The sequence below is a fragment of the Streptomyces sp. Je 1-4 4N24 genome, from assembly GCF_026239515.1.
Taxonomy (GTDB): domain Bacteria; phylum Actinomycetota; class Actinomycetes; order Streptomycetales; family Streptomycetaceae; genus Streptomyces; species Streptomyces nigrescens.
On sequence record NZ_CP110836.1, the window covers coordinates 6963939 to 6986276 of the forward strand.

General features: G+C 74.1%; 18 protein-coding genes, 1 pseudogene and 1 riboswitch. Of the genes and pseudogenes, 7 read left to right on the plus strand and 12 right to left on the minus strand.

The window, feature by feature from the left end; translation table 11 throughout:
• Positions 1-109: 109 nt before the first annotated feature.
• Positions 110-679, minus strand: a complete 570-nt coding sequence (gene ectA, locus SLV14N_RS30355; RefSeq protein ID WP_208685255.1) for a diaminobutyrate acetyltransferase — start codon at positions 677-679, stop codon at positions 110-112.
• A 609-nt stretch (positions 680-1288) separates the two neighbouring features.
• Here ectA and SLV14N_RS30360 point away from each other — a divergent pair.
• Both SLV14N_RS30360 and SLV14N_RS30365 read left to right on the plus strand, forming a co-directional pair.
• Positions 1289-2380, plus strand: coding sequence for an amidohydrolase family protein (locus SLV14N_RS30360; protein ID WP_208688171.1), 1092 nt, complete (start codon positions 1289-1291; stop codon positions 2378-2380).
• A 287-nt stretch (positions 2381-2667) separates the two neighbouring features.
• Positions 2668-3657: an SCO1860 family LAETG-anchored protein gene (locus SLV14N_RS30365; protein WP_317633737.1), complete on the plus strand. Its 990-nt coding sequence runs from the start codon at positions 2668-2670 to the stop codon at positions 3655-3657.
• A gap of 176 nt (positions 3658-3833) precedes the next feature.
• On the opposite strand, the gene cobC is transcribed toward SLV14N_RS30365, so the two are convergent.
• From cobC to SLV14N_RS30410, 9 genes and pseudogenes are all read right to left on the minus strand, one after another.
• Positions 3834-4925: an Rv2231c family pyridoxal phosphate-dependent protein CobC gene (cobC, locus tag SLV14N_RS30370; RefSeq protein ID WP_263271830.1), complete on the minus strand. Its 1092-nt coding sequence runs from the start codon at positions 4923-4925 to the stop codon at positions 3834-3836.
• A 2-nt stretch (positions 4926-4927) separates the two neighbouring features.
• A complete protein-coding gene (locus SLV14N_RS30375) occupies positions 4928-5818 on the minus strand; it encodes a sirohydrochlorin chelatase (protein ID WP_208685261.1) in 891 nt (296 codons plus the stop codon).
• Between the two features lie 185 nt (positions 5819-6003).
• Positions 6004-6423: pseudogene (locus SLV14N_RS30380) on the minus strand (cobalamin biosynthesis protein); the annotation flags it as partial.
• Positions 6420-6581: a hypothetical protein gene (locus SLV14N_RS30385; RefSeq protein ID WP_221174713.1), complete on the minus strand. Its 162-nt coding sequence runs from the start codon at positions 6579-6581 to the stop codon at positions 6420-6422. The pseudogene SLV14N_RS30380 and the gene SLV14N_RS30385, both read right to left, overlap by 4 nt.
• Positions 6578-7975: a cobyrinate a,c-diamide synthase gene (locus SLV14N_RS30390; RefSeq protein WP_208685265.1), complete on the minus strand. Its 1398-nt coding sequence runs from the start codon at positions 7973-7975 to the stop codon at positions 6578-6580. Before SLV14N_RS30390 ends, SLV14N_RS30385 begins: the two co-directional genes overlap by 4 nt.
• Positions 7976-7991: 16 nt before the next feature.
• Complete coding sequence (cobO, locus tag SLV14N_RS30395; protein WP_018091818.1) at positions 7992-8588, minus strand: cob(I)yrinic acid a,c-diamide adenosyltransferase; 597 nt, start codon at positions 8586-8588, stop codon at positions 7992-7994.
• Positions 8588-10699 carry a putative cobaltochelatase gene (locus SLV14N_RS30400; RefSeq protein ID WP_208685267.1) on the minus strand — a complete coding sequence of 704 codons (2112 nt, stop codon included), beginning with the start codon at positions 10697-10699 and terminating at the stop codon, positions 8588-8590. Before SLV14N_RS30400 ends, cobO begins: the two co-directional genes overlap by 1 nt.
• A 55-nt stretch (positions 10700-10754) precedes the next feature.
• Positions 10755-12296 carry a cobyric acid synthase gene (locus SLV14N_RS30405; RefSeq protein ID WP_208685268.1) on the minus strand — a complete coding sequence of 514 codons (1542 nt, stop codon included), beginning with the start codon at positions 12294-12296 and terminating at the stop codon, positions 10755-10757.
• Complete coding sequence (locus SLV14N_RS30410; RefSeq protein WP_208685269.1) at positions 12293-13324, minus strand: cobalamin biosynthesis protein; 1032 nt, start codon at positions 13322-13324, stop codon at positions 12293-12295. Before SLV14N_RS30410 ends, SLV14N_RS30405 begins: the two co-directional genes overlap by 4 nt.
• A 129-nt stretch (positions 13325-13453) precedes the next feature.
• Positions 13454-13604: riboswitch (cobalamin riboswitch) on the minus strand.
• A 203-nt stretch (positions 13605-13807) separates the two neighbouring features.
• On the opposite strand from SLV14N_RS30410, the gene SLV14N_RS30415 reads away from it, so the two are divergent.
• Genes SLV14N_RS30415 through SLV14N_RS30425 form a run of 3 tightly spaced genes read left to right on the plus strand, consistent with a single transcriptional unit; the run spans position 13808 to position 18272 of the window.
• Entirely contained in the window at positions 13808-14245 is a 438-nt protein-coding gene (locus SLV14N_RS30415) for a hypothetical protein (protein ID WP_208685270.1), read from the plus strand.
• Positions 14246-14250: 5 nt separating this feature from the next.
• Complete coding sequence (locus SLV14N_RS30420) at positions 14251-16875, plus strand: caspase family protein (protein ID WP_263271836.1); 2625 nt, start codon at positions 14251-14253, stop codon at positions 16873-16875.
• The gene (locus tag SLV14N_RS30425) at positions 16872-18272 is read left to right on the plus strand and encodes an extracellular solute-binding protein (RefSeq protein WP_263271837.1); all 1401 of its coding nucleotides are present in this window, start codon (positions 16872-16874) and stop codon (positions 18270-18272) included. Before SLV14N_RS30420 ends, SLV14N_RS30425 begins: the two co-directional genes overlap by 4 nt.
• 49 nt (positions 18273-18321) lie before the next feature.
• Here the strand turns inward: SLV14N_RS30425 and SLV14N_RS30430 are convergent, their stop codons facing one another.
• Together SLV14N_RS30430 and SLV14N_RS30435 are read right to left on the minus strand one after the other, a co-directional pair.
• Positions 18322-18558 (minus strand): hypothetical protein, encoded by a 237-nt coding sequence (locus SLV14N_RS30430; RefSeq protein ID WP_208685273.1) that lies wholly within the window; start codon positions 18556-18558, stop codon positions 18322-18324.
• Between the two features lie 23 nt (positions 18559-18581).
• Positions 18582-19889 carry an inorganic phosphate transporter gene (locus SLV14N_RS30435; RefSeq protein ID WP_263271838.1) on the minus strand — a complete coding sequence of 436 codons (1308 nt, stop codon included), beginning with the start codon at positions 19887-19889 and terminating at the stop codon, positions 18582-18584.
• A 386-nt stretch (positions 19890-20275) separates the two neighbouring features.
• On the opposite strand from SLV14N_RS30435, the gene SLV14N_RS30440 reads away from it, so the two are divergent.
• Together SLV14N_RS30440 and SLV14N_RS30445 are read left to right on the plus strand one after the other, a co-directional pair.
• Complete coding sequence (locus SLV14N_RS30440; protein ID WP_263271839.1) at positions 20276-20944, plus strand: class II aldolase/adducin family protein; 669 nt, start codon at positions 20276-20278, stop codon at positions 20942-20944.
• Between the two features lie 88 nt (positions 20945-21032).
• Complete coding sequence (locus SLV14N_RS30445; protein ID WP_262042394.1) at positions 21033-22160, plus strand: alpha/beta hydrolase; 1128 nt, start codon at positions 21033-21035, stop codon at positions 22158-22160.
• The last annotated feature ends 178 nt before the right edge of the window (positions 22161-22338 follow it).

A 22338-nucleotide genomic window follows, 5' to 3' on the forward strand; every position in this document is an offset into this window, starting at 1 on the left:
AAAGGATGAGAAGTCTGTAGGGGGCTGGGCGGTACCGGCGGTGTCACGGGGGTGTGGTGCCGGGCCCGCATGACCGCTGCGGCGTCGTCGCCGCGCGGTCCTGGGTGCGTCAGGAGTGCCCCGAGCGGGCCGGTGGCTCGAACGGGCCGATGAGGTGCAGCACCTCCGGCTCGTGGCCCTGCTCCGGGAACAGCCCAGCGTCGAAGAGCACCTCGCTCTTGAGGGGCACTGAGTGCCGCTCGGCGAAGGACGCGAACAACCGGTTGGATGCGGTGTTGTCGGGGGTCACGGTGGTTTCGACGAAACGTACGCCCAGCTCGTCCCTGGCCCGGGCGGTCAGCCCGTCCAGGAGTGCGGCCGCCAGGCCCTGCCCACGGTGCGCGTCGTCGACGGCGACCTGCCAGACGACGAGGGTCTCCGGGCGCTCGGGGCGGAGGTATCCGGTGATGAAGGCGGCCGGCTCGCCCTCCGTGTCGCGGGCGACGACGGAGGTGGCGGCGAAGTCGCGACACCACAGGAGGTAGCTGTACGAGGAGTTGAGATCCAGCGCCTTCGAGTCGCGGGCGATGCGCCAGATCGCGGCTCCGTCCTCCACGCGTGGGGTGTCGAGCTTGAAGCCCTCCGGAAATTCTCTGATATCGCTTCGGGCACCTGCATGGTCTGCTTGTGCGGCGGTCATGGGAATTAAATTTACCCAGGGAAAAGGGAAATTGCATCGCGGGCAGGGGTTACGGAAGTGAGCAAGATGTGTTATCGCGCGGGGGCGCCCGTGTGCGCGATGCCACCGCGAGATGTCCCCATTTGACCAGGAGGTTCGGGGTGAAACGGACACGTTGTGTAGTCGGTCACAGCTCCGTAACGCCCACGAGATCCGTCCGAATTATGGAACTTGCCGCTAGCGAAATCTTGGCGTTTGAGGTGCGGAAAAGCGGGCAGAAGAATACGGGAAGCTGTACTTCTGAGGAATTGGGAATTCGCCGCCGGGAGGCCGGGCGGAAGGCCCATGGAAACCTGCGCGGCAAGACCGTGACAAGACCCGCAAGAAGATGCGCCAGGCGATGTCCGGGAAGGCTGCGGGAAACGTACGGAGAGTTGCGGAGAACGCACGGAGAACCGTGCGGCACGGGTAGCGGAAGCTGTACGGAGAGTGCACGGATAACGGTCCGGGCCGAAAGTCCGCGGGGCGCGGGCTTCGCGGGGAAACGGCCGGGGGAAAGCGCCCGCTCATTGGCTTGACCACCGCGGACACCCGGCGCGGCGGGCCGCCTAAAGTGCCGGTATGACGTCCATGAGTGAAGGTGCGGTGCTGCACCTCAAGGGGAGGGTCCTCGTCGGACCGGACGAGGTGCGCGACGAGCTGTGGGTGGTCGGCGGCCGGGTGACGTTCGACCGGCCGGTGATGGCACGGGATGCCATCACTGTGACGGGATGGGCCCTGCCGGGGCTGGTCGACGCCCACTGCCACGTGGGCCTGGACGCACACGGCCCGGTGGACGCCCCCACCAGCGAGAAGCAGGCGCTCACCGACCGTGACGCCGGCACCCTGCTGATCCGCGACGCCGGATCCCCCTCCGACACCCGCTGGGTCGACGACCGCGAGGACCTGCCGCGGATCATCCGCGCCGGCCGTCACATCGCCCGTACCAAGCGCTACATCCGCAACTACGCGCACGAGATCGAGCCGGAGGACCTGGTCGCCTATGTCGCCAGGGAGGCCCGCCGCGGCGACGGCTGGGTCAAGCTCGTCGGGGACTGGATCGATCGCTCCACGGGCGATCTGGAGGCGTGCTGGCCCCGCGGAGCGGTCGAGGCGGCCATCGCCGAGGCCCACCGGCTGGGCGCCCGGGTGACCGCCCACTGCTTCGCCGAGGAGACCCTCGCCCCGCTCGTCGAGGCCGGTATCGACTGCATCGAGCACGCCACCGGGCTCACCGAGGAGACCATCCCGCTGTTCGCCGAGCGCGGGGTGGCCATCGTCCCCACGCTCGTCAACATCGCCACCTTCCCGCGGCTCGCGGACGGCGGTGAGGCGAAGTTCCCGCGCTGGGCGGACCATATGCGGCGCCTGCACGCCCGCCGCTACGACACCGTCCGGGCGGCCTACGACGCCGGGGTGCCCGTCTTCGCCGGTACGGACGCCGGCGGCTCGCTCGCCCACGGTCTGGTCGCCGAGGAGGTCGTCGAGCTGACCCGGGCCGGGCTGCCCGCCGTGGCGGCGCTCTCCGCGACCACCTGGGGCGCCAGGGACTGGCTCGGCCGCCCCGGCCTCACCGAGGGGGCCTCGGCGGACCTGGTGGTCTACGAGAGCGATCCGCGCGAGGACGTCCGGGTGCTGGCGGCCCCGCGCCGGGTGGTGCTGCGCGGGCAGGTCGTGGGGTAACTGCCGGGGTGATCCGGTGAACCTGCCCGGTCAACGCGGGTCACCCGGGAGGTGGGGCGGCTGTGGCGCGGGTGGTGCCCCGAGTCGGAGGAATCGAATAAAGGCACGGAAACCACCCGTTGGGATGAACTGACGTCACGTGGCTGCCCGTTCACCCTCGGTACGGACACGATGTGCGGGTCGATGCCGTCGGCCCGCGTGATGTCCCCCATTGGCGCGGCCGGCGGCTCCATTTCTCCTGTGAGGGTTCCACACACGTGTCCACCAGTCCCACCAGCTCCTTCGGCATGCCCCGACGCCTCGCCGCGACCCTCGTCGCCACCGCGCTCACGGCCGGTCCCGCCGTCCTCCTCGGCGCCGTCCCCGCGCATGCCACCGGAGACCATGGCCCGGCCCGCGGCACCGCCGACGCGGTCGTGCTGCGTACCGGCGTGAACGTCGGGCTGCTCAACAAGACGCTCGACGTCCCGCTGAACGTCGCCCTCAACGAGGTGCACGCCCCGGCCTCCGCCGGCAAGACGGCGCTCACCGTCAAGCTCGACGGCATCGACCACGGCAGGCCGTTCAGCGTGCTGCGCGCCGACGCCGCCACCGCACGGGCCACCGCCGACCGCCGCAAGGCCGAGGGCTACGCCAACCTCGTGCGGGCGAAGGTACATCTGCCCGGTCTGCCGCTGCTGTCCCTGATCGAGGTCCAGCAGGTCACCGCCAAGGCGGTCTGCGAGGCGGGCGCCCGGCCCCGGGCCGAGTCGAATGTGCTGGGCAGCGTGCTCGTGCTGGGCAAGAAGGTCACGCTCACCGCGGGCGGCACGACGGACGTCAAGGTGCCGGGGGTGGGCCGGGTGCGGCTCGACCTGTCCAAGAAGAACGTCACCTCCAAGGGCGCCGCGGCCACCGCGCTCGACCTCGATGTCTCCCTCAACCCGCTGAAGCTGAACGTCGCCGACGTGCAGGGCCGGGTCACGCTGGCCAAGGCCACCTGCACCACACCGCGCGGCAAGACGCCCGAGCAGGGCGGCTCCGGCGGTACCGGCGGCGGCCAGACGAGCGGCGGTTCCAGCGGTGGCCAGACAGGCGGCGGCACCGAGCCGGCCGGCGGCAAGGACACCGAGGTGACGGGCTCCGGGCCCCGCACCCAGAACCTCGCGGAGACCGGCGGCAGTTCGGCCACCCCGTACCTCGCCGGCGGCGCCGCGCTGCTGCTCGCCGCGGGCGCCGGGTCGATGGTCTTCGCCCGCCGGCGCCGCAGCGCCGCATCGCAGGGCGGCCGCGGCTGACCGACCCCGTACACCGCGCCGGTGCTGTGGGGGCGTCGCGCGCGGAGTACGGCCCGGGGTGTGCCGTGCGGGCCGCGGACCGTACGGCACACCTCACCCTCGCCGGGGACCCCGCGCAGCGTGGTGTGCCGGGGGACCCGGCGGGGCCCCGCCCGCGGCAGGCCGCCGCGTACGCCCTACCCGAGCACCTCGCCCAGCGCCGTCACGAAGCGGTCCGTCGTGGCCCGGTCGCGCACCGCGAGCCGCAGCCAGTCGGCGCCCAGACCGGGGAAGGTGTCGCCGCGGCGCACCGCGAAGCCGCGGTCCCGCAGCGCGGCCCGCACCCCGTGTGCGTCCGGCAGCCGGATCAGCACGAACGGACCCGCCGCCGGGCCGGCCGTCCGGATCTGCCGGAACTCGCCCAGCCGGGCCAGCAGATGAGCCCGGTCCCCGGCGATCTCCTCGGCCGCCGCGGCCGCCTCCGCCAGCGCCCGGGGCGTGCAGCACGCCTCGGCGGCGGCCAGGGCGGGGCTGGAGACCGGCCACAGCGGCTGGGCCCGCTCCAGGGCGGCGACGGTGTCCGCGGCGGCCAGGACGTAGCCGATCCGCAGCCCGGCCAGCCCCCAGGTCTTGGTGAGGCTGCGCAGCACCACCAGCCCCGGCAGATCCGTGCGCCCGGCCAGCGACGCCCGCTCACCGGGCACCGCGTCCATGAACGCCTCGTCCACCACCAGCGTCCGGCCGGGCCGCGACAAGGAGGCCAGCACCTCCGCGGGGTGCAGGACCGAGGTGGGGTTGGTGGGGTTGCCGACGACGACCAGATCGGCGTCGTCGGGCACCGCGGCCGGGTCCAGCCGGAAACCGTCCCGCGCGTCCAGCAGCACCCGCGCGACCTCGTGCCCGGCGTCCCGCAGCGCCGCCTCGGGCTCGGTGAACTGCGGATGCACCACCACCGGCCGACGGGCCGCCACCGCGCGGGCGATCAGCACGAAGGCCTCCGCGGCCCCCGAGGTGAGCAGCACCCGGTCCGCGGGCAGACCGTGCCGGGCCGCCACCGCCCGGCGCGCCGCGCGGCCGTCGGGGTACGCGGCGAGACCGTCCAGCGACGCGGCGATATGCGCCTTGAGCCAGGCCGGGGGAGTGCCGGTGCGGACATTGACCGCCAGATCCGTCAGCCCGGCGTCCGCGCCCCGTACTTCGGCATCGCCGTGGTGCCGCAGGTCGGGTTCGTGCGGCGGGGCGGCCGGGCCGGGGCCCCGGAGCGGGGCGGGCCCGGTGCGCGGGGGCATCCTCACCGTTCCCCGGTGCCCGCGGCCAGGGAGGCGCTCTCCCGAGCCGCGCCGTGCGCCGGCCGGGCGTCCTCCGCCGCCGCCCGGCAACCACACGACGCGCCCGCCACCGCCGCGCGGTAGCGCTCCATGACCACGTCGGCCACCTCGGCCTCCGGGCCGATCACCTGCGCGGCGTAGACCTCGGTGTCGGGGTGCGCCGCGGCCCAGCCCTCGGCCTGCATCCACAACCGCTCCACCGGGCCGCCGGCGAAGAGGAAGTAGGGCAGGACCACGATCCGGGCCGGCCCACCGGCGCCCGCCGCGGCCGCCAGCGCCCGGCACCGGTCGAGGCCGGCCGGGACGTCGGGTGCCGCCTGCGAGACGAACGCGGTCTCCACGCCCGCGAAGCCGCGCCCCTCCCACAGCAGCCGCGCGGCCCGCACGACTTCGGCGTTGGCGTACGGATCGACCGCGCCGCGGCCCACCAGCAGCACCGTGGTGCGGGCCCGGTCCGCGGGCCTGCGGGCGCCGCTGCCCAGTGCCTCGTCCAGCCGCCGCTCCAGCACATCGAGCAGCGTGGGGTGCGGCCCCAGCTCGGCGCCGCAGACGTGGCCGAGCCCGGGGTGGCGCTCGCCCGCCCGCTCCAGCACCTCGGGCAGCGCCTCCGGGACCGGCCCGGTCGGGGCGGTCAGCAGCGGTATGACGGCGAGCCGGGTCGCGCCCTTCCCGACGAGGCCGTCGATGGCGTCGTCCAGCGACAGCGGCGAGGCCGGGACGCCGAAGAACCCGCCGGCGACCGGCACTTCGGGATGGCGCTCGCCGAGCAGACGCACCAGCGCGCGCAGGGCGTCGGCCCCGCCTTCGTCGCGGGTGCCGTGACCGGCGATGAGCAGTGCGGGAGGGGTCGTCACGAGGTCTCCTTGGTACCGGTGGGTCCGCTGCCGGGCGCCGGGTCGCCGACGACCGCCGTCCACCGACCCGGGCCATGGCGGGGCGGGTTGGGGGAGGTCATGACGATATCCGCAGCGGAAGAGCGGTCGGCGGCCGCTCCCTCCCTACCAGCGGTAAGGGCACCGCTGTCCGTTACAGCGGGCCCGGCCAGCGCACAGGTCGCCCGGGCCGGCCGGCCCGGCGGCGCGGACTTGCGCTTCCCGGCGACCAGTTCCGCGCCCGGCCCCGCGGCCAGCAGCGCCGCCGCCTCGGCCACGCTCGGCGTCCCGACGGCGGCCGCCGCGGCCGTGGACGGACCGGGCACCCGCACCGCCGCCAGGGCCGCCGCCGGGAACGACCGCAGCGGCACCCCCAGCCGTCGTGCCGCGCCGAGCAGACCGGGCTCCGCCGCCTTGGCCGCGACCGTCGCCAGCGCCGCGACCGGCCGGGCCGTACACCCCGCCGCCGCGCGGGCGGCAGCGATCAGCTCCAGCACCTCGGACACCGCGACACCACGGCTCGCCCCCACCCCGACGACCAGCGGCGCGGCAGCAGCGCCGGTCTCGTCGGGTGCCCCGTGCCTCATACCGCGACGGCTCCCCGTCCGTGGGCGAGCGGGCCGTGCCGCCCCTCCAGGACCGCGGTGAGCCCGACGGGCCCGGCGGTGACCGGCGCACCCGGCCGACGGACGTCGCGCGCGGCCGTCCCGGCCCGTGCCGATCCGCCGCCGGTGCCGCGGATCATCGGGCGGCACCCCGGGCCGGTGCGCTCCGTGCCGCGCTCGCCACCAGCCGCCCGGCCAGCGACGGTTCGGCGGCCCAGTGCACATGCAGATACGAGGCATGCACCCCGCCGGCCACGAAGCCCTCCACCCGCCGCTCCGGATGCGTCAGCCCCCACGCCGGGTCCGCGCCCGCGCCCGGCTCCAGCACCGTGCGGTGGAACTCATGGCCGCGCACCCGGGTGCCGGCCGCGGCCAGCGCGTTGTCCCGCAGCGCCACCGCCTCGCGGTAGCCGAGGGTGAGGCGTTCGGTCATCCGGGCCTCGGCGGGCAGCACCCCGCACATCGGCTTCCCGTCGAGGGACCGGGACAGATAGAGCAGCCCGGCGCACTCGGCGGACACCGGCGCCCCGGAGGCGGCCAGCGCGGCCACCTCCGCGCGCAGCGGCGCGTTCGCCGACAGATCCGGCGCATACATCTCGGGAAAGCCGCCGCCGATCACCAACCCCTGGGTGCCGGGCGGCAGGTGTGTGTCCCGCAGTGGGTCGAACGGGGCCACCTCGGCACCCGCGGCGGCCAGCAGCTCGGCGTGTTCGGCGTACGAGAAGGTGAACGCGGCGCCGCCCGCGACGGCGATCAGCGGCTTCTCCGGCGCGGCCGCCCCCTCGGCCGGCGCGAGTTCCGCCGCCGGGTCCCAGGGCGCGTCCGGCAGCTCCGGCACCGTACGGGCCAGCGCCAGCAGCGCCTCCAGGTCGCAGCCCTCGCGGACCCGCGCGGCGAGTTCGGCCACCGACTCCACCGCGTCGGACCGCCGCTCGGCGACCGGCACCAGGCCCAGGTGCCGGGAGGGCGTACCGGCCCGTCCGTCACGTCGCAGGGCGCCCAGCACCGGTACACCGGAGGAGTCCATCGCCTCCCGCAGCAGCTCCTCGTGGCGGTCCGAGCCGACCTTGTTGAGGATCACCCCGGCCAGCCGCACCTCCGGATCCCAGGAGGCGAAGCCGTGCACCAGCGCGGCCACCGACCGGGACTGCGAGGACGCGTCCACCACCAGCACCACCGGCGCCCGCAGCAGCTTCGCCACATGTGCCGTCGAGGACAGCTCACCCATCCCGGACGCCCCGTCGAACAGCCCCATCACGCCCTCGACGAGCGCGAGATCGGCGCCCGCCGCACCGTGCAGGAACAGCGGCCCGATCCGGTCCGGCCCGCACAGATAGGCGTCCAGATTGCGGCCGGGGCGGCCGGTGGCCAGGGAGTGATAGCCCGGATCGATGTAGTCCGGGCCGACCTTGTGCGGTGACACCACGAGACCGGCCTCGGCGAACGCCGCCATCAGACCGGTGGCCACCGTGGTCTTGCCCGCGCCCGACGACGGTGCGGCGATCACCAGCCGGGGGATCGAACCGCCGCTCATGCCCTGCTCGCCCCGTTCACCATTCGATGCCCCGCTGGCCCTTCTGGCCCTCGTCCATCGGGTGCTTGACCTTGGTCATGTCCGTCACCAGATCGGCGAAGTCCAGCAGCGCCTCGGGGGCGCCCCGCCCGGTGATGACGACATGCTGTGTACCGGGGCGGTCGCGCAGCACCGACACGACCTCGTCGGTGTCGATCCAGCCCCACTTCAGCGGATAGGCGAACTCGTCCAGCACCAGCAGCTTGTAGGTCTCCGCGGCCAGATCCCGCTTGACCTGCTCCCAGCCCTCGCGCGCCGCGTCCTCGCTGGAGGCGATGTCGCGCTGCACCCAGGACCAGCCCTCGCCCATCTTGTGCCAGGCGACGGTGCCGCCCTCACCGGACTCACCGAGCACCTTCAGCGCCCGCTCCTCGCCGACCTTCCACTTCGCCGACTTCACGAACTGGAACACCCCGACCGGCCAGCCCTGGTTCCAGGCGCGCAGCGCCAGCCCGAAGGCGGCGGTGGACTTGCCCTTGCCCTGGCCGGTGTGGACGAACACCAGCGGACGGTTGCGGCGCTGGCGGGTGGTGAGCCCGTCGTTCGGTACGACGGACGGCTGTCCCTGCGGCATTACGCGGCCTTCCTGTTGCCTTGCACGGTCCGTACGAGCGCGGAGACGCTGTCCGCGCGCAGCTCGTCGAGGGTGATCGCGGTGCCCTGCAGCTCACGGGCCAGCTCGCCCGCGAGACCCAGCCGCACCGGACCCGCCTCACAGTCCACGACCACCGAGGCGGTCCCCTCACCGGCCAGCAGCCGGGCCGCGCGGCCAGCGCGCACCACCGGCTCCGGCCCGCCGGTCGCCCGGCCGTCGGTGACGACCACCAGCAGCGGCCGCCGCGAGGCATCCCGCATCCGCTCCACCCGCAGCACCTCATGGGCCCTCAGCAGGCCCTCGGACAGCGGTGTACGGCCACCCGTCGACAGCTGCTCCAGCCGCGCCGCGCCCGCCTCGACCGAGGACGTCGGGGGCAGCGCCAGCTCGGCGCCGGTGCCGCGGAAGGTGATCAGACCGATCTTGTCGCGCCGCTGGTAGGCGTCCAGCAGCAGCGAGAGCACCGCGCCCTTGACCGCGCTCATCCGCTTCCGCGCCGCCATCGAGCCGGACGCGTCCACGACGAACAGGACCAGATTGCCCTCCCGCCCCTCGCGCACCGCCTCGCGCAGATCGTCCCGGCGCACCACCAGTCCCCGCCCGCTGCGGCCACGGGCCCGCTGGTGCGGCGCCGCGGCCTGCACGGTCGCCGACAGATGCAGTTTGCCCAGGGCGCCGTGCGGGCGGCGGGCCCCGGTCGTCCGGCCATGGGCGGTACGGGCACGGGAGCGGCGGCCGTCCGCGCCCTCGCCCAGGCCCGGCACATCGAGGCGCCGGGTCTTGAACGGCTCGGTGGCCCCGACCGCCGCCTTCTCGCCGGCGGCGCCGCCCTGCGGCGCGCTCTCGGGTTCGGGCTGCTCGGCCTGTCCGGGCTTCTCGGGGGTCTGGGGAGGCTGCGGGGCCTCCCGGTCCTGCTGGTGCGGGAGTTCGGCCTCCGGCGGGAGCGGCGACTCGTCCGGCCCGCCGTCCTGCGGCGGCTGCCCGCCGCCGTCCGGGCCGCCCCCGTCGGGACCGCCGTCCGGACCGTCCGGCTCCGGGTCGTCGCCGTCCGCGCCCTCGTCCGCGCCGAACTCCTCCAGCGTCTGGTCGAGCTTGTCCTCGTCCAGGCCGGGGGCGTCGAAGGGGTTGCGGCGCCGGCGGTGCGGCAGCGCCAGCAGCGCCGCCTGCCGGACGTCCTCCTCCAGGACGTCCGTCCGCCCCGCCCAGGCGGCCAGCGCCGTGGCGGTCCGCGCCATCACGATGTCCGCGCGCATCCCGTCCACCTCGAACGCGGCACAGGTCGCGGCGATCTGCCGCAGCGCCGCATCGCCCAGCGTCACCCGCGGCAGCAGCTCCCGGGCCGCGGCGATCCGCCCGCGCAGCGCGTCCTCCTCGGCCGCCCAGCGCGCCGCGAAACCGGCCGGATCGGCGTCGTAGGCCAGCCGGCGCCGGACCACCTCCACCCGCCGGCCGGGCTCGCGCGAGGCGGCGACCTCGACGGTGAGCCCGAACCGGTCCAGCAACTGCGGCCGCAGCTCGCCCTCTTCGGGGTTCATCGTCCCGACGAGCAGGAAGCGGGCCGCGTGCCGTACGGAGACCCCTTCGCGCTCCACGTACGAGGCACCCATGGCGGCCGCGTCCAGCAGCAGGTCCACGAGGTGGTCATGGAGCAGATTGACCTCGTCGACGTACAGGATCCCGCGGTGCGCGTCCGCCAGCAGGCCCGGCTCGAAGGCCTTCACGCCCTCCGACAGCGCCCGCTCGATGTCCAGCGCGCCGACCAGCCGGTCCTCGGAGGCGCCGACGGGCAGTTCGACCATCCGCGTCGGGCGCTCCTCGACGGCACCCGTCCCGTGCGGCCCGTCGGGACAGCCGGGGTCGGGCGCGGCCGGGGCGCAGGCGAAGCGGCAGCCGCTGATCACGTCCACGGCCGGCATCAGGGCCGACAGCGCCCGGACGGCGGTGCTCTTGGCGGTGCCCTTCTCGCCGCGGACCAGCACGCCGCCCACCGCGGGGCTCACCGCGTTCAGCAGCAGCGCGAGCCGCAGATCGTCCATCCCGACCACTGCGGTGAAGGGGTACTGCGGGGTCGTGTTGTGCGCGGTTGTCATGCTGTGTCGTCCTCCACGTCGCCGTCGAGCTCCGGATTCGTCGTGTGCGTACCCCTCATGGCGCCCCCGGAGGCACGAACGGCAGCCCCTCCGGCACCCCTTCCTCGATCAGCCGCAGCAGCGCACCGGTGTCCGCGTGCTCCTCGATCAGATCGCCCAGCCGGTCCAGCTGCTCCTCGCGCAGGGTGCCGAAGCTGGTGCCGGGGGCCGGGACGAACGCCCGGCCCGCGTCCGCCGCGACCCGCCGCAGGAACGCCCGGCGGAAGCCGTCGCTCTCCAGCGAGCCGTGCCAGTGCGTGCCCCATACGGAGCCGGTCCGGCACCCGTCGAGGAACTCCTCGTCCCCGCCGGTCACTTCGGCGACACCGTGGTGGATCTCGTACCCCTCCACCGGCTCGCCCAGCGCCTCGCCGGCCGGCCGCGCGAGGGTCTTCTCCACCGCGAACCGCACCCGTACGGGCAGCAGTCCCAGCCCCTCGACCGCGCCCGCCTTCGACTCGACCTCGTCCTCGATGTGCTCGCCGAGCATCTGGAAGCCGCCGCAGATGCCCAGCACCGGGCGGCCCTCGGCGGCCCGCCGGGCGATCGCGTCCGCCAGCCCGCGCTCCCGCAGCCACTCCAGCGCCCGCACCGTGCCCCGGGTCCCCGGCAGCACCACCAGGTCGGCGTCGGCCAGCTCCTCGGCCCGGTCCACGAACCGCACCACCACGCCCGGTTCGGCGGCCAGCGCGTCCACGTCCGTGAAGTTCGACATCAGCGGTACGGCACAGACCGCCACCCGCAGTACATCCGCACCGTGCGGCGGCTCCACCACGCTTTCGCGCACCGCGCCGCGCAGCGACACCCTCAGACCGTCCTCCTCGTCGATCCCGAGGCCGTGCGCGAAGGGCAGCACGCCCAGCGTCCGCCGCCCCGTCAGACCGCGCAGCATCTCCAGCCCCGGCTCCAGCAGCGTCACATCACCGCGGAACTTGTTGACCAGATACCCGGCGACCAGCGCCTGGTCCTCCTTGGACAGCAGCGCGGTGGTGCCGAAGAACGAGGCGAACACCCCGCCGCGGTCGATGTCCCCGACCACGACGACCGGGATACGGGCGGCCCGCGCGATGCCCATGTTCACGATGTCGGTCCGCCGCAGATTGATCTCGGCGGGGCTGCCGGCGCCCTCACAGATCACCGCGTCATGGGTACGCCGCAGCTCCTGGAGGCAGTCGGTCACGGTGCCGAGCAACTGCTCCTGGCGCCCGGCGTGGTAACCCCGGGCGCTGAGCTCGCCGACCGGCTTCCCCAGCAGCACCACCTGGCTGCTGCGGTCGCTGCCCGGCTTGAGCAGCACGGGGTTCATCAGCGCGGTCGGCTCCACCCGCGCCGCGGCGGCCTGCATCGCCTGGGCCCGCCCGATCTCCGCGCCCTCGCGTGTGACGAACGAATTCAGCGACATGTTCTGCGCCTTGAAGGGCGCCACCCGGACGCCCTGCCGGACCAGCCAGCGGCAGATGCCCGCCGTCACCACGCTCTTGCCGGCGTCGGACGTCGTGCCGGCCACCAGCAGCCCACCGCCGACGGACCCGCCGGATGCCTTCAACCGCCCGTTCACCGGCTCCTCCTCCTGCGCCGGGACCCCGGCTGTCGTGCGCGCAGCGCCGCGCCGGCCACCAGCCGTGCCGTCACCGTCGTCGCCAGCGCCAGCACGCTCACCCGGCGGGAGAGCCGCACCGCCCGCTCGATGTCGTCCGCCGCCACCGGCGGCGCCGCACCGTTGAGCACCGGACGGTGTTCCACCCGTCCGCCGTACGCCAGCGTGCCGCCCAGCCGTACGCCCAGCGCCCCCGCGAACGAGGCCTCCACCGGGCCCGCGTTGGGGCTCGGATGCGCACCGCCGTCCGCCCGCCAGGCCCGCAGCGCACCGCGCCGGTCGGGGCCCGCGAGCACGGTCAGCGCGGCGGTCAGCCGGGAGCCGGGCCAGCCGGCGAGATCGTCGAGCCGGGCCGCGGCCCAGCCGAAGCGGCGGTAGCGCGGCGACTTGTGCCCCACCATCGCGTCCAGGGTGTTCACCGCGCGGAACGCCACCAGACCGGGCACTCCGCCCAGCGCGCCCCACACCAGGGCGCCCACCACCGCGTCGGAGGTGTTCTCGGCGACCGACTCCACCACCGCACGGGCCATCTGCGGCCCGTCCAGCGCCTGCGGATCGCGCCCGCACAGATGCGGCAGCCGCTCCCGCGCCACGTCCAGGTCACCCGCCGTCAGCGCCCCGCCGACGGCCCGTGCCTCCCGGCCGAGCGAGGTGCCGCCCAGCACGGCCCAGACCGTCGCCGCGGTCAGCGCGACCCGGACGCCGCCGCGGAGCGGTGACGGGGAAGCGGAGGGGGCTGCGGGGGAGGCGGGGTCGGCGCCCCGTACGGCGCGCTGCAGCAGCGCCGCAGCGGCGGCGGCACCGCCCGCACACAGCACGGTGTGAGCCGCGCCGTAACCACGGTGGTCGCGCCACAGCCGGCGCTCGACGGCGCCCGCGGCCCGGCCGAACGCGGCCACCGGATGGCCGCGCCGCGGATCCGCCGCGATCAGGTCGCCGAGAAAGCCGAGGGCCGCGCCGCACGCATATCCCGCGTGTTCGCCGCGCATCGGATCAGACCGCCGTCAGGCCTCGAAGGGGCCCTGCGGCAGCGGGCAGTGGGGATCTCAGGGAGCGGCCGGGCATGGCGGTATGTCCTCACTCAGGGTCCGCGCCCTGGCTCGACGTGACGGCGACAAGAGTCTCCTGGCTCCCGGATCGGCGTGTCCTCCGGCCTTCCAGTCCCGTCTACGTCATCCGACGTACACGAGGCGGACCGTGGCCTTCGCTGGAGGAACGCTCCCCGGTGACAGTGGCGGGACCGCGCCGGATTCACACCGGACTTCCTCAGCTGTCGCCGAATGGCTCCGGCAGTCCACCACGCCCCGCGAATGCCCGTCAACTCACCCTTGACCTGCGGCGCTGTCCCGTGGCAGGCGCTGTGGCGCACGCCACAGCGTGGCAGCCGGGTCACAGACGGTTGCCTGCGCCCCTGATCCCACGTCACTATCTGGTGCACGGCGGCGACGCGGCCGCCGGAAGGGGGCCGGGGGATGCCGGAGCACGCTGACCGTCATGAGATCCGCATCAGGATCACGGGCACGAACAATCCCGAGCAGGACGTCGAGGACCTCAAGGCCTGGCTGGAGCGCGAGCCCTGGCTGAACCGGCGCTCGCACGACTGGGAGCTGCGGCCGGCGGGGGAGCGCGACGAGGGCCCCGGCGACATGGCCATCGGCATCGACGACCTGATCCTGGTCGTCGTCGGCGCGGCGGCCGCCGAGATCACCAAAAGCCTCGGTATCGCCCTGCGCGAGTGGCTGCGGCGCCGCAGGGAGGAACGCGACACCGGCGAACGGCCCGCCGTGGCGGTCGGCGGCGGGGACGGCGAACTGCGCGCACTCGGCGACCCGGGACCGGACGTCCCGGCTCCCGAGCGCTCCGATCCCGGCAGCCCGGCGAACGGGGGCGGCAGCACCGCCGGGGACTGAGCCGGATGGCCGAGTACGACGCACGGGGCAAGGTCAACCGGGCGCTGCTGATCTGTGTCGACGACTACCGGCATCTGCGGCCGCTCCCGGCGGTGCGGGACAACCCCCGGGAACTGGAGCGGGTCCTGCTCGCCCCCGGCACCGATCTGTTCACCAAGGGCGAGGTCGTCATCTGCCGGCCCCAGGAGCCGTGGGAGGTCGAACAGGCGCTGGACGCCGTCATCCAGGAGGCCCGCGGACTGCTGCTGGTGTACTTCTCCGGCCACGGCCGGGTGGGCCCGGACGGCGGCAACCTGCAGCTCATGGTCGGTGCGTCGGAACGGCGTCACAAGACCGTCTCCTGGCAGGACCTGGTGCTGTCCTACCTGGACAACGCCCGGGCCGACCGGGTCGTGATCGTCCTGGAGTGCTGTTACGCCGGCAACGCCGGTGAGGCCTTCCACGCCTGCCGCACCCCGACGTCACTGCTGATGGCCGCGCAGCCCAACCGCCGTATCTTCAGCGGCGAGGAGCCCACCGGCGGCAGTGTCTTCACCCGTGCCCTGCTGCGGACCCTGGAACAGGGCATCCCCGGCAAGCGGTTCGTCACCTTCGAGGACCTCGTCCGGGAGCTGCGGGAACAACTGGCCGGCGAGCGGACCCCGATGGGCGACGTCTGGGAGCCCCGCTCGGCGAAGCAGAACACCGTCGACGACGTCATCCTCTCCTTCGCCACCCCCGATATCCGGCCGCCCACCCCGCTGCGGATCCGAGTGCGCCGCCGGCTGAACTCCCACTTCCGGCACTGGTTCCGCATCCTGATGGTGCTGGCGATCATCCTCGTACCGGCCACCGCGGGCGTCGTGCTGCTCAATCTCCCGAACGACGCGGAAGCCTGCCCGCCCGCCCTCGAACTGCGGCTGCTGACCGCCCCCGAGGCCGAACCCGCGCTCCGCCAGGCGGCCTTCGACTACGAGATGTCCGGCGCCAACACCCGGCCCCTCAACGGCGAGGGCGACCTCCCCGACGGTTGCCGGCGCGCCCAGATCACCGTCTACTCCGCCGCCAAGGACCAGGTCGACCAGGGCTTCGCCGCCGCCGACCGCTGGCAGGGCGAGGCCCACGGCACCGGCAAGGACGGGCCGGACGACCAGGGGATCGACCCCCTCCACCGGCCCGGACCCCAGCCCGACATCTGGATCCCCGAATCCACCGCCGACTACTACGCCGCCCGCCGCGGGATGCCCGCCAAGGGCTCCCCGGCAACCCTCCACTACAGCGCCCCGGTCGCCTACACCCCCCTGGTCGTCGGCATCCCGGCGCACCGCCGGCTGGACGACGTCGAACCGGCCGCCGCCTCCTGGCGGAAGCTGCTCACCGGCACCGACCGCACCCACCGGGACCTGCGGCTCCTGCGGCCGAGCCCGGTGCTCTCCGGCACCGGGCTGCTGCACACCATCGGCCTCTACCTCACCCACGACGGCTCCGGCACCGGCTCGTCCGGCGCGCCCGACCTCACCCTCGCCCGGCACGCCGAGGAGCGGCTGTCCGCCCCGGGCAGCCAGTACGCGGGCAGTACCGAACTGCTGTGCTCGCTGCGCCCCGACGCGGACGCCGCCGGCGCCGTCGACCGGACGAAGTCCGCGCCCCTGGTGTCGGAGAAGTCCCTCGCCGACTACAACCTCGGGCGGGCCAGCGGCAGTTGCCCGGCCCTGGACTCCGCACTCCCGCTCCGCAACCGGTACGTCGCCTACTACCCCGAGAACGTCCCCGCGCTGGACCACCCGCTGATCCGCGTCGACTGGCACGGCACCACGGACGCCACCCCGCGGCAGGCCGCCGTGGCGAGCTTCGCGACCTGGCTGCGCGCCCCGGACGGCGGGCAGCGCACCCTCACCGCACAGGGCTACCGCGGGGTGAAGGGCACCGGCCCGGGGCCGGGCTCACCGCTGCTCGACGGCCGCGCGGACATCAGCCTCGTCGCCCGGACCGTCCCCTTCACGGCGGACCCGGCCCAGGTGACCCAGGTGCTGGACGGCTACGACAAGGCACAGCGGTCCAGCCAGGTGCTGGTCCTCCTCGACACCTCCACCTCCATGGCGGACGGCGGCAGGCTCCCGACCGCCCTGAGCGCGGCCGGCCGCGTCCTGGAGATGGTCGGCGCCCGCCACACCTACGGCCTGTGGGCCTTCCCGGACCGCGCGCACCCCACCGACGCCGACGCGGTGCGCGAGCTCGTCCCGCTCGGCAGCGCCGACCCCGCCCCGGGCCGGGCCGCGCTGGACCGGATCGCGGGCGGCGAACTGGTCGAGCACGGGGCCGCGATGGAGGAGGCGCTGACCCGCGCGGTGCTCCGGATGAAGAAGTCGCCGGCCACCAACAAGGCCATCGTGCTGATCCTCGACCAGGACGACGGTGCGGGCCCGGGGCGCGCGGCGGGAGTGGAGCGGACCCTGGGCACCCTCGTCGAGGAGGGGCCCGAAGTGCCCATCCTGGCGCTGGTGATGGGCAAGTCCGGCTGTGACACCTTCGCCCTCCAGCGGCTGGCCGGCGCCTCCCACGGCCAGTGCGTGCCCGGCGGCCCGCAGGCCGTCGACACCCTGGCCGGACGGATCGCCTCCATCGGCACGGCCACGAAGGGGAACCGATGACCGCTCCACGCACCGCCGCACCCGCCGCCCTGGCCTCTCTGACCCTGATGCTCGCGCTGAGCGGCTGCACGGCGGGGGAGCAACTCGTCCCGGAGAAGGGCGCGATCGTCCTCGCCACCGGCAGCGACCTCAGCAGCTCCGGCGTCCGTCAGGACCTGATCCACGACTGGGAGCGGCGCACCGGCCGTACGGTCCGGATCGTCAACCTCCCGGACACCGCCGACGGCCAGCGCAGCCAGCTGCTGGCGGCGGGCCAGTCCGGCAACGGCGGCTATGACGTGCTCAACCTCGATGTCGCCTGGACCGCGGAGTTCGCCGAGGCGGGCGTGATCCGCCCCTGGGCCACGAGCCTGGACGGCGACTTCCTCGACAGCGTGGCCAAGACCGTGGAGTACGACGGCAAGGTGTGGGGGGTGCCCTTCAACACCGACGCCGGGCTGCTCTACTACCGCAAGGACATCCTCCGCGCCTACGGCCACGGTGCCCCGTCCAACTGGGGCGAGTTGAAGGATGTGGCGACCGAGGTGGCGCAGGCCTACAACCGCAAGGCCGCCCGGGACGCCACCGCGGGCCACAAGAAGAAGCGGCCCACGATGTACGGCATGGTCGCCCAGCTGCGGCCCTACGAGGGGCTGACCGTCAACACCCTGGAGTCGGCCTGGGTCAACGGCGGCGACCCGGACGCCACCAGCTTCACCAAGGGCGAGCAGGTCGGCGCGCTCCAGCAGGGCATCGCCGACCTCAAACTCCGGCTCGACTCGATCATGCCGCACGAGGCCACCACCATGGACGAGACCGAGAGCGGCCGCTGGTTCGCCGACGGCCGCGCGCTGTTCATGCGCAACTGGCCGGTCGAATACGCCTCGGTCGCCGAGAAGCTCAGGCCGGGCGAGCAGTTCGACGTCACCCAGCTGCCGGCCCGCCCCAGCGACGGCAAGCGGATGTCCGTGCTGGGCGGGCAGAATCTCGCGATCTCGGCCGGCAGCACACGGCCGGCCGGCGCCCGGTCCCTGATCGAGGCCCTGACCGGTCCCGGCAGCGAGCGCTGCCTGCTGGAGCGGGGGTTCGCGGCCACCCGCGATTCGGCGTACCGGGAGGCGGCCACGGCGCCGCGCTGCCCGCTGCCGCCCGGCGACGCGGAACGCGGTGAGCACGGCGCCACGGGGTCGGAGCCACGGCCCGACCCCCGCACGCTGCACGAGGCCCTGATGGCGGCCGCACCGCGCCCGCGCAGCGCCCACTACCAGACCTTCAGCAAGGTCGTGCAGATCGGGGTGTCCGCCTATCTCAACGGCCGCGGCGGCACCGCCATCGCCGACCGGCTGGCCCGGCAGGCCGATGACGCGCTCGGAGGACGGGGCGAACAACGAACGGGGCGCCCGGCGGACGACGGCTGATGCCGTGGTCCACCGGGCGCCCCGCCCGGTCCGTCGTGCCCCGGCAGCGTCAGCCGGCGACGATCAGATAGATGCCGTAGGCCACCGCCGCCGCGCACAGGCCGAAGGCGGCCATCGCGCCGGCCCGCGCGCCCGAACCCGGTGCGACGACCGCGGCCGCCGCACCTTCCTGGCCCGGCTTGCGGGACGTGCCGACGATGCCGACGGTGAACAGGCCCACGATCCCGACCGTCACCACGAGGGTGACGCCGAAGACCTGGCCGAGAGCTGCCCAGTCGATGCTCATGGAGTTCCTTTAGGTGATGACAGCTAGCGGGTGACCGTCGCGGCCTTGGCGCGCGGGGTGGTGGAGGTGCCGTCGCCGGATGCCTGGGCCGGAATCCCGGCGGTTTCCGGTGCGTCGGCCGGTGCGTCGGCGGTCTCCGGAGTGCCGGCCGCCGGGGCCTGCTGGCCTGCCGGGGGAGGGGAGACGCTGCGCAGCGCGGCGGTCACCACGCCCGCCGGCTCCACGGCCGGGCCTTCGTTGACATTGGTGTGGTCGACCGGCTTGCGCCGGGAGGCGGCCCAGATCGCGCCGCAGATGCCCAGTCCGAGGACCGCTACCGCCGCCACGCCCCAGTCGCCCTGACCGGCGAGGAACGCGGCGCCCGCCGCGACCGCACCGGCGGCCGGCAGCGTCAGGCCCCAGGCGAGGACCATCCGGCCGGCCGTGGACCAGCGCACCACGCCGCCCTTGCGGCCCAGGCCCGAGCCCATCACGGAGCCGGAGCAGACCTGGGTGGTGGAGAGCGCGAAGCCGAGGTGGGAGGAGGCCAGGATGGTGGCCGCGGCGCCGGTCTGGGCGGCGAAGCCCTGCGGCGGCTGGATGTCGGTGATGCCCTTGCCCATCGTGCGGATGATCCGCCAGCCGCCCAGGTAGGTGCCGAGCGCGATGGCGACACCGGCCGAGGCGATGACCCACAGCGGCGGGTCGGCGTGCGGGGCGACCACTCCGCCGGTGATCAGCGCGAGCGTGATCACACCCATCGTCTTCTGGGCGTCGTTGGTGCCGTGGGCGAGGGAGACCAGGGCGGCGGAGGCGATCTGCCCCGCGCGGTAGCCCTTGGCGGTGTCCGCCTCTTCGCGGTTGCGGGTCAGCCGGTAGGTGAGCCGGGTCGCCGCCATCGCGGCCAGGCCCGCGACGACCGGGGCGGCCACCGCCGGGATCAGGACCTTCATCACGACGGCGTCGCCGTGCACGCCGTTGGTGCCGACGGACACCAGGGTCGCGCCGATCAGACCGCCGAAGAGGGCGTGGGAAGAGCTGGAGGGGAGACCCGCGAGCCAGGTCAGCAGGTTCCACACGATCGCGCCGACCAGGCCGGCGAAGATCACTTCAGGTCTGATGCCGGCACTCTCGTCGATGATCCCGCCGGAGATGGTCTTGGCCACCTCCACGGACAGGAACGCGCCGACGAGGTTCAGCACTGCCGACATCGCCACCGCGGTCTTGGGTCGCAATGCCCCGGTGGAAATGGTGGTGGCCATTGCGTTGGCCGTGTCGTGGAAGCCGTTCGTAAAGTCGAACACCAAGGCCGTGACGATCACGATCCCGATGAGAAGCGTGATGTGTTCCATTCACCCAGGCAATCAGTTCGAAGGTCAGTGTCGCTCGGACCGTACGGAGATCGGGTGAACGGAAAGTGAACTGGGACGGGCGCGGCGATGACGCCACCGCAGTGTTCACGCGGAGGCGCCTCCGGCGTCACTTCCGCATCACCCGTCGGCGAACTTCATGGGCTCGGCCGACGAGCCGTTCTCCGTGGTCCTGTTGTCGTGGAATCACCTCGACGGTAAGGGGCGAGCCACGCAAGAGGGCTCAAATCAGGTCAATCCCCGGCACTGGCGTAGGTGTCCCCATATGGCGGATACCAGTTGGGTAGGCCCCCGGCGTACGGTGCCCCGGCCCGCTCGTACGGTGTCGCGCACCGCATCCGCTTTCGCCGCACCGCGCCGGAGGACCCATGAAGGACCGCCCCGACGACCTCGCCACCGCCTGGAGCGAACTCGTCGCCACCGCCCGCAGAACGGTCACCGACGGCCTGGTCGTCGGCACCTCGGGCAATGTCTCACGCCGCATCAGGGACCTGGTCCTGGTCACCCCCAGCGGCGTCCCCTACGACCGGCTCGGGCCCAATGACACCACCGCGGTCGACCTCGAAGGCCGCCAGATCATCGGCGCGCTCCGGCCGACCAGCGAACTCCCGATGCATCTGACGGTCTACCGCGGCACCACGGCCACCGCCGTCGTCCACACCCACGCCCCGTACGCCACCGCCGTCTCCACCCTCGTCGCCGAACTCCCGCCGGTCCACTACATGACCGCGGCGCTCGGCGGACCCGTACGGGTCGCGCCCTACGCCCTGTACGGCAGCGACGAGCTCGCCGCGCACATGCGCGAAGCGCTCCGCGACCGCACCGGCTGCCTGCTGCAGAACCACGGCACGATCACCTACGGGGACAGCCTCGACCAGGCACTGGACCGCACCGCCCAGCTGGAATGGATGTGCCGGGTGTGGCTCAGCGCGAGCTCGGTGCCGGGCCGTGCGCCGAACCTGCTGTCGGCCGGTCAGCTCGACGCGGCCGCCGCACAGCTGCGCGGCTACGGCCAGCAGGGCCGCCGCCAGGGCTGAACCGCCCCGGGCCGGACGGGCCCGGGGCCGGTCACCCGCCCGACTCCGCCCGGTGGCCGCACCCGGCACCGCTGCGCACACTGGTGAGGTGCGCCTGGGTACTGCGGCGGCCGTGGCCGCCATCACCGTGATAGGTGCCGGGGCGGCCGCCGTGGCGGTCGGCCGGTACGCCAGCGACATTGCCCTGAAACCATCGCCGGACCAGCCCTTCCCGGGCGACTCCCGCCTCACCGTGCACTCCGCCACCGAAGAGCGCATCGCCCTCACCCGCAGCCTGGCGTCCCTGAGGCCCGGCACCTACGGGCTCACCGGCTCCGGCTGCCACGCGGTGATCGGCGACGTCGTCCACGGTGTCCCGCACCCCGCCGACGCGGTCGTCCGCCGCCTGGTCCGGGTCACCCACGGCACCCTCGGGCCGGGCAACCGGATGCTGCTCACCCCGCAGGTGCACATCGGCAACCCCCGGGACGCCCTCGGCCTCGACTGCGCGGACGTCGACATCCCCGGCGAACTCGGCCCCCTCCCGGCGTGGTTCGTCCCCGGCGTACGCGACACCTGGGTCATCACCGCACACGGCCTGGGCACCACGCGCGAACACCCCATGGTGGTCATGCCCTTCCTGCACCGCCACCGGCTGCCGGTCCTCGCCCTGTCCTACCGCAACGACCTCGGCGCCCCGCGCACCGCCGACGGCATCAACCACCTCGGCGACACCGAATGGCGCGACCTGGACGCCGCGATCCGCTACGCCCTGCGCTACGGCGCCCACGACGTCGTCCTGCACGGCTGGTCCACCGGCGCGACCATGGCACTGCGCGCCGCCACCCACTCCGCGCTGCGCGACCGGATCAGCGGCCTCGTCCTGGACTCCCCGGTCCTCGACCGGAACGCCACCGTCCGCGCGCTGGCCGCCGCCCGGCGCATCCCGCGCGCCCTGCTGCCGCTGGTGGTACGCGCCGCCGAGGGCAGCACCGGACTGCCCCTCGACCATCCCGCCTACGCCGTCGACCCGGACGAGCTGGAGATTCCCACGCTGCTCTTCCACGGGCCCGACGACCGGATCGCCCCCTGGACGGCCTCCCGCTCGTTCGCCGCCCGCCGGGCCGACCTGGTCACGCTGCAACCGGTCCCGCACGCACCGCACGCCGCGATGTGGAACGCCGACCCCTCGGGCTACGAAGAGGCGCTGCGGCGCTTCCTCACCCCGCTCATGTAGCACCGCCGCCTCCTGGCCCGTACCGGAAGGCGGCCCCCACCGGCCGCTTCCCCCTCCACTGACCCCGGCACCCCGATGACTGCCGGGTATACGGGGGGACAACTCCCCTCATCAGGGATGGGTCGGCGAGATGACATCGCCGTAGCAGATCGCAAGCCGGGTTCCGATTGGGCTTTCG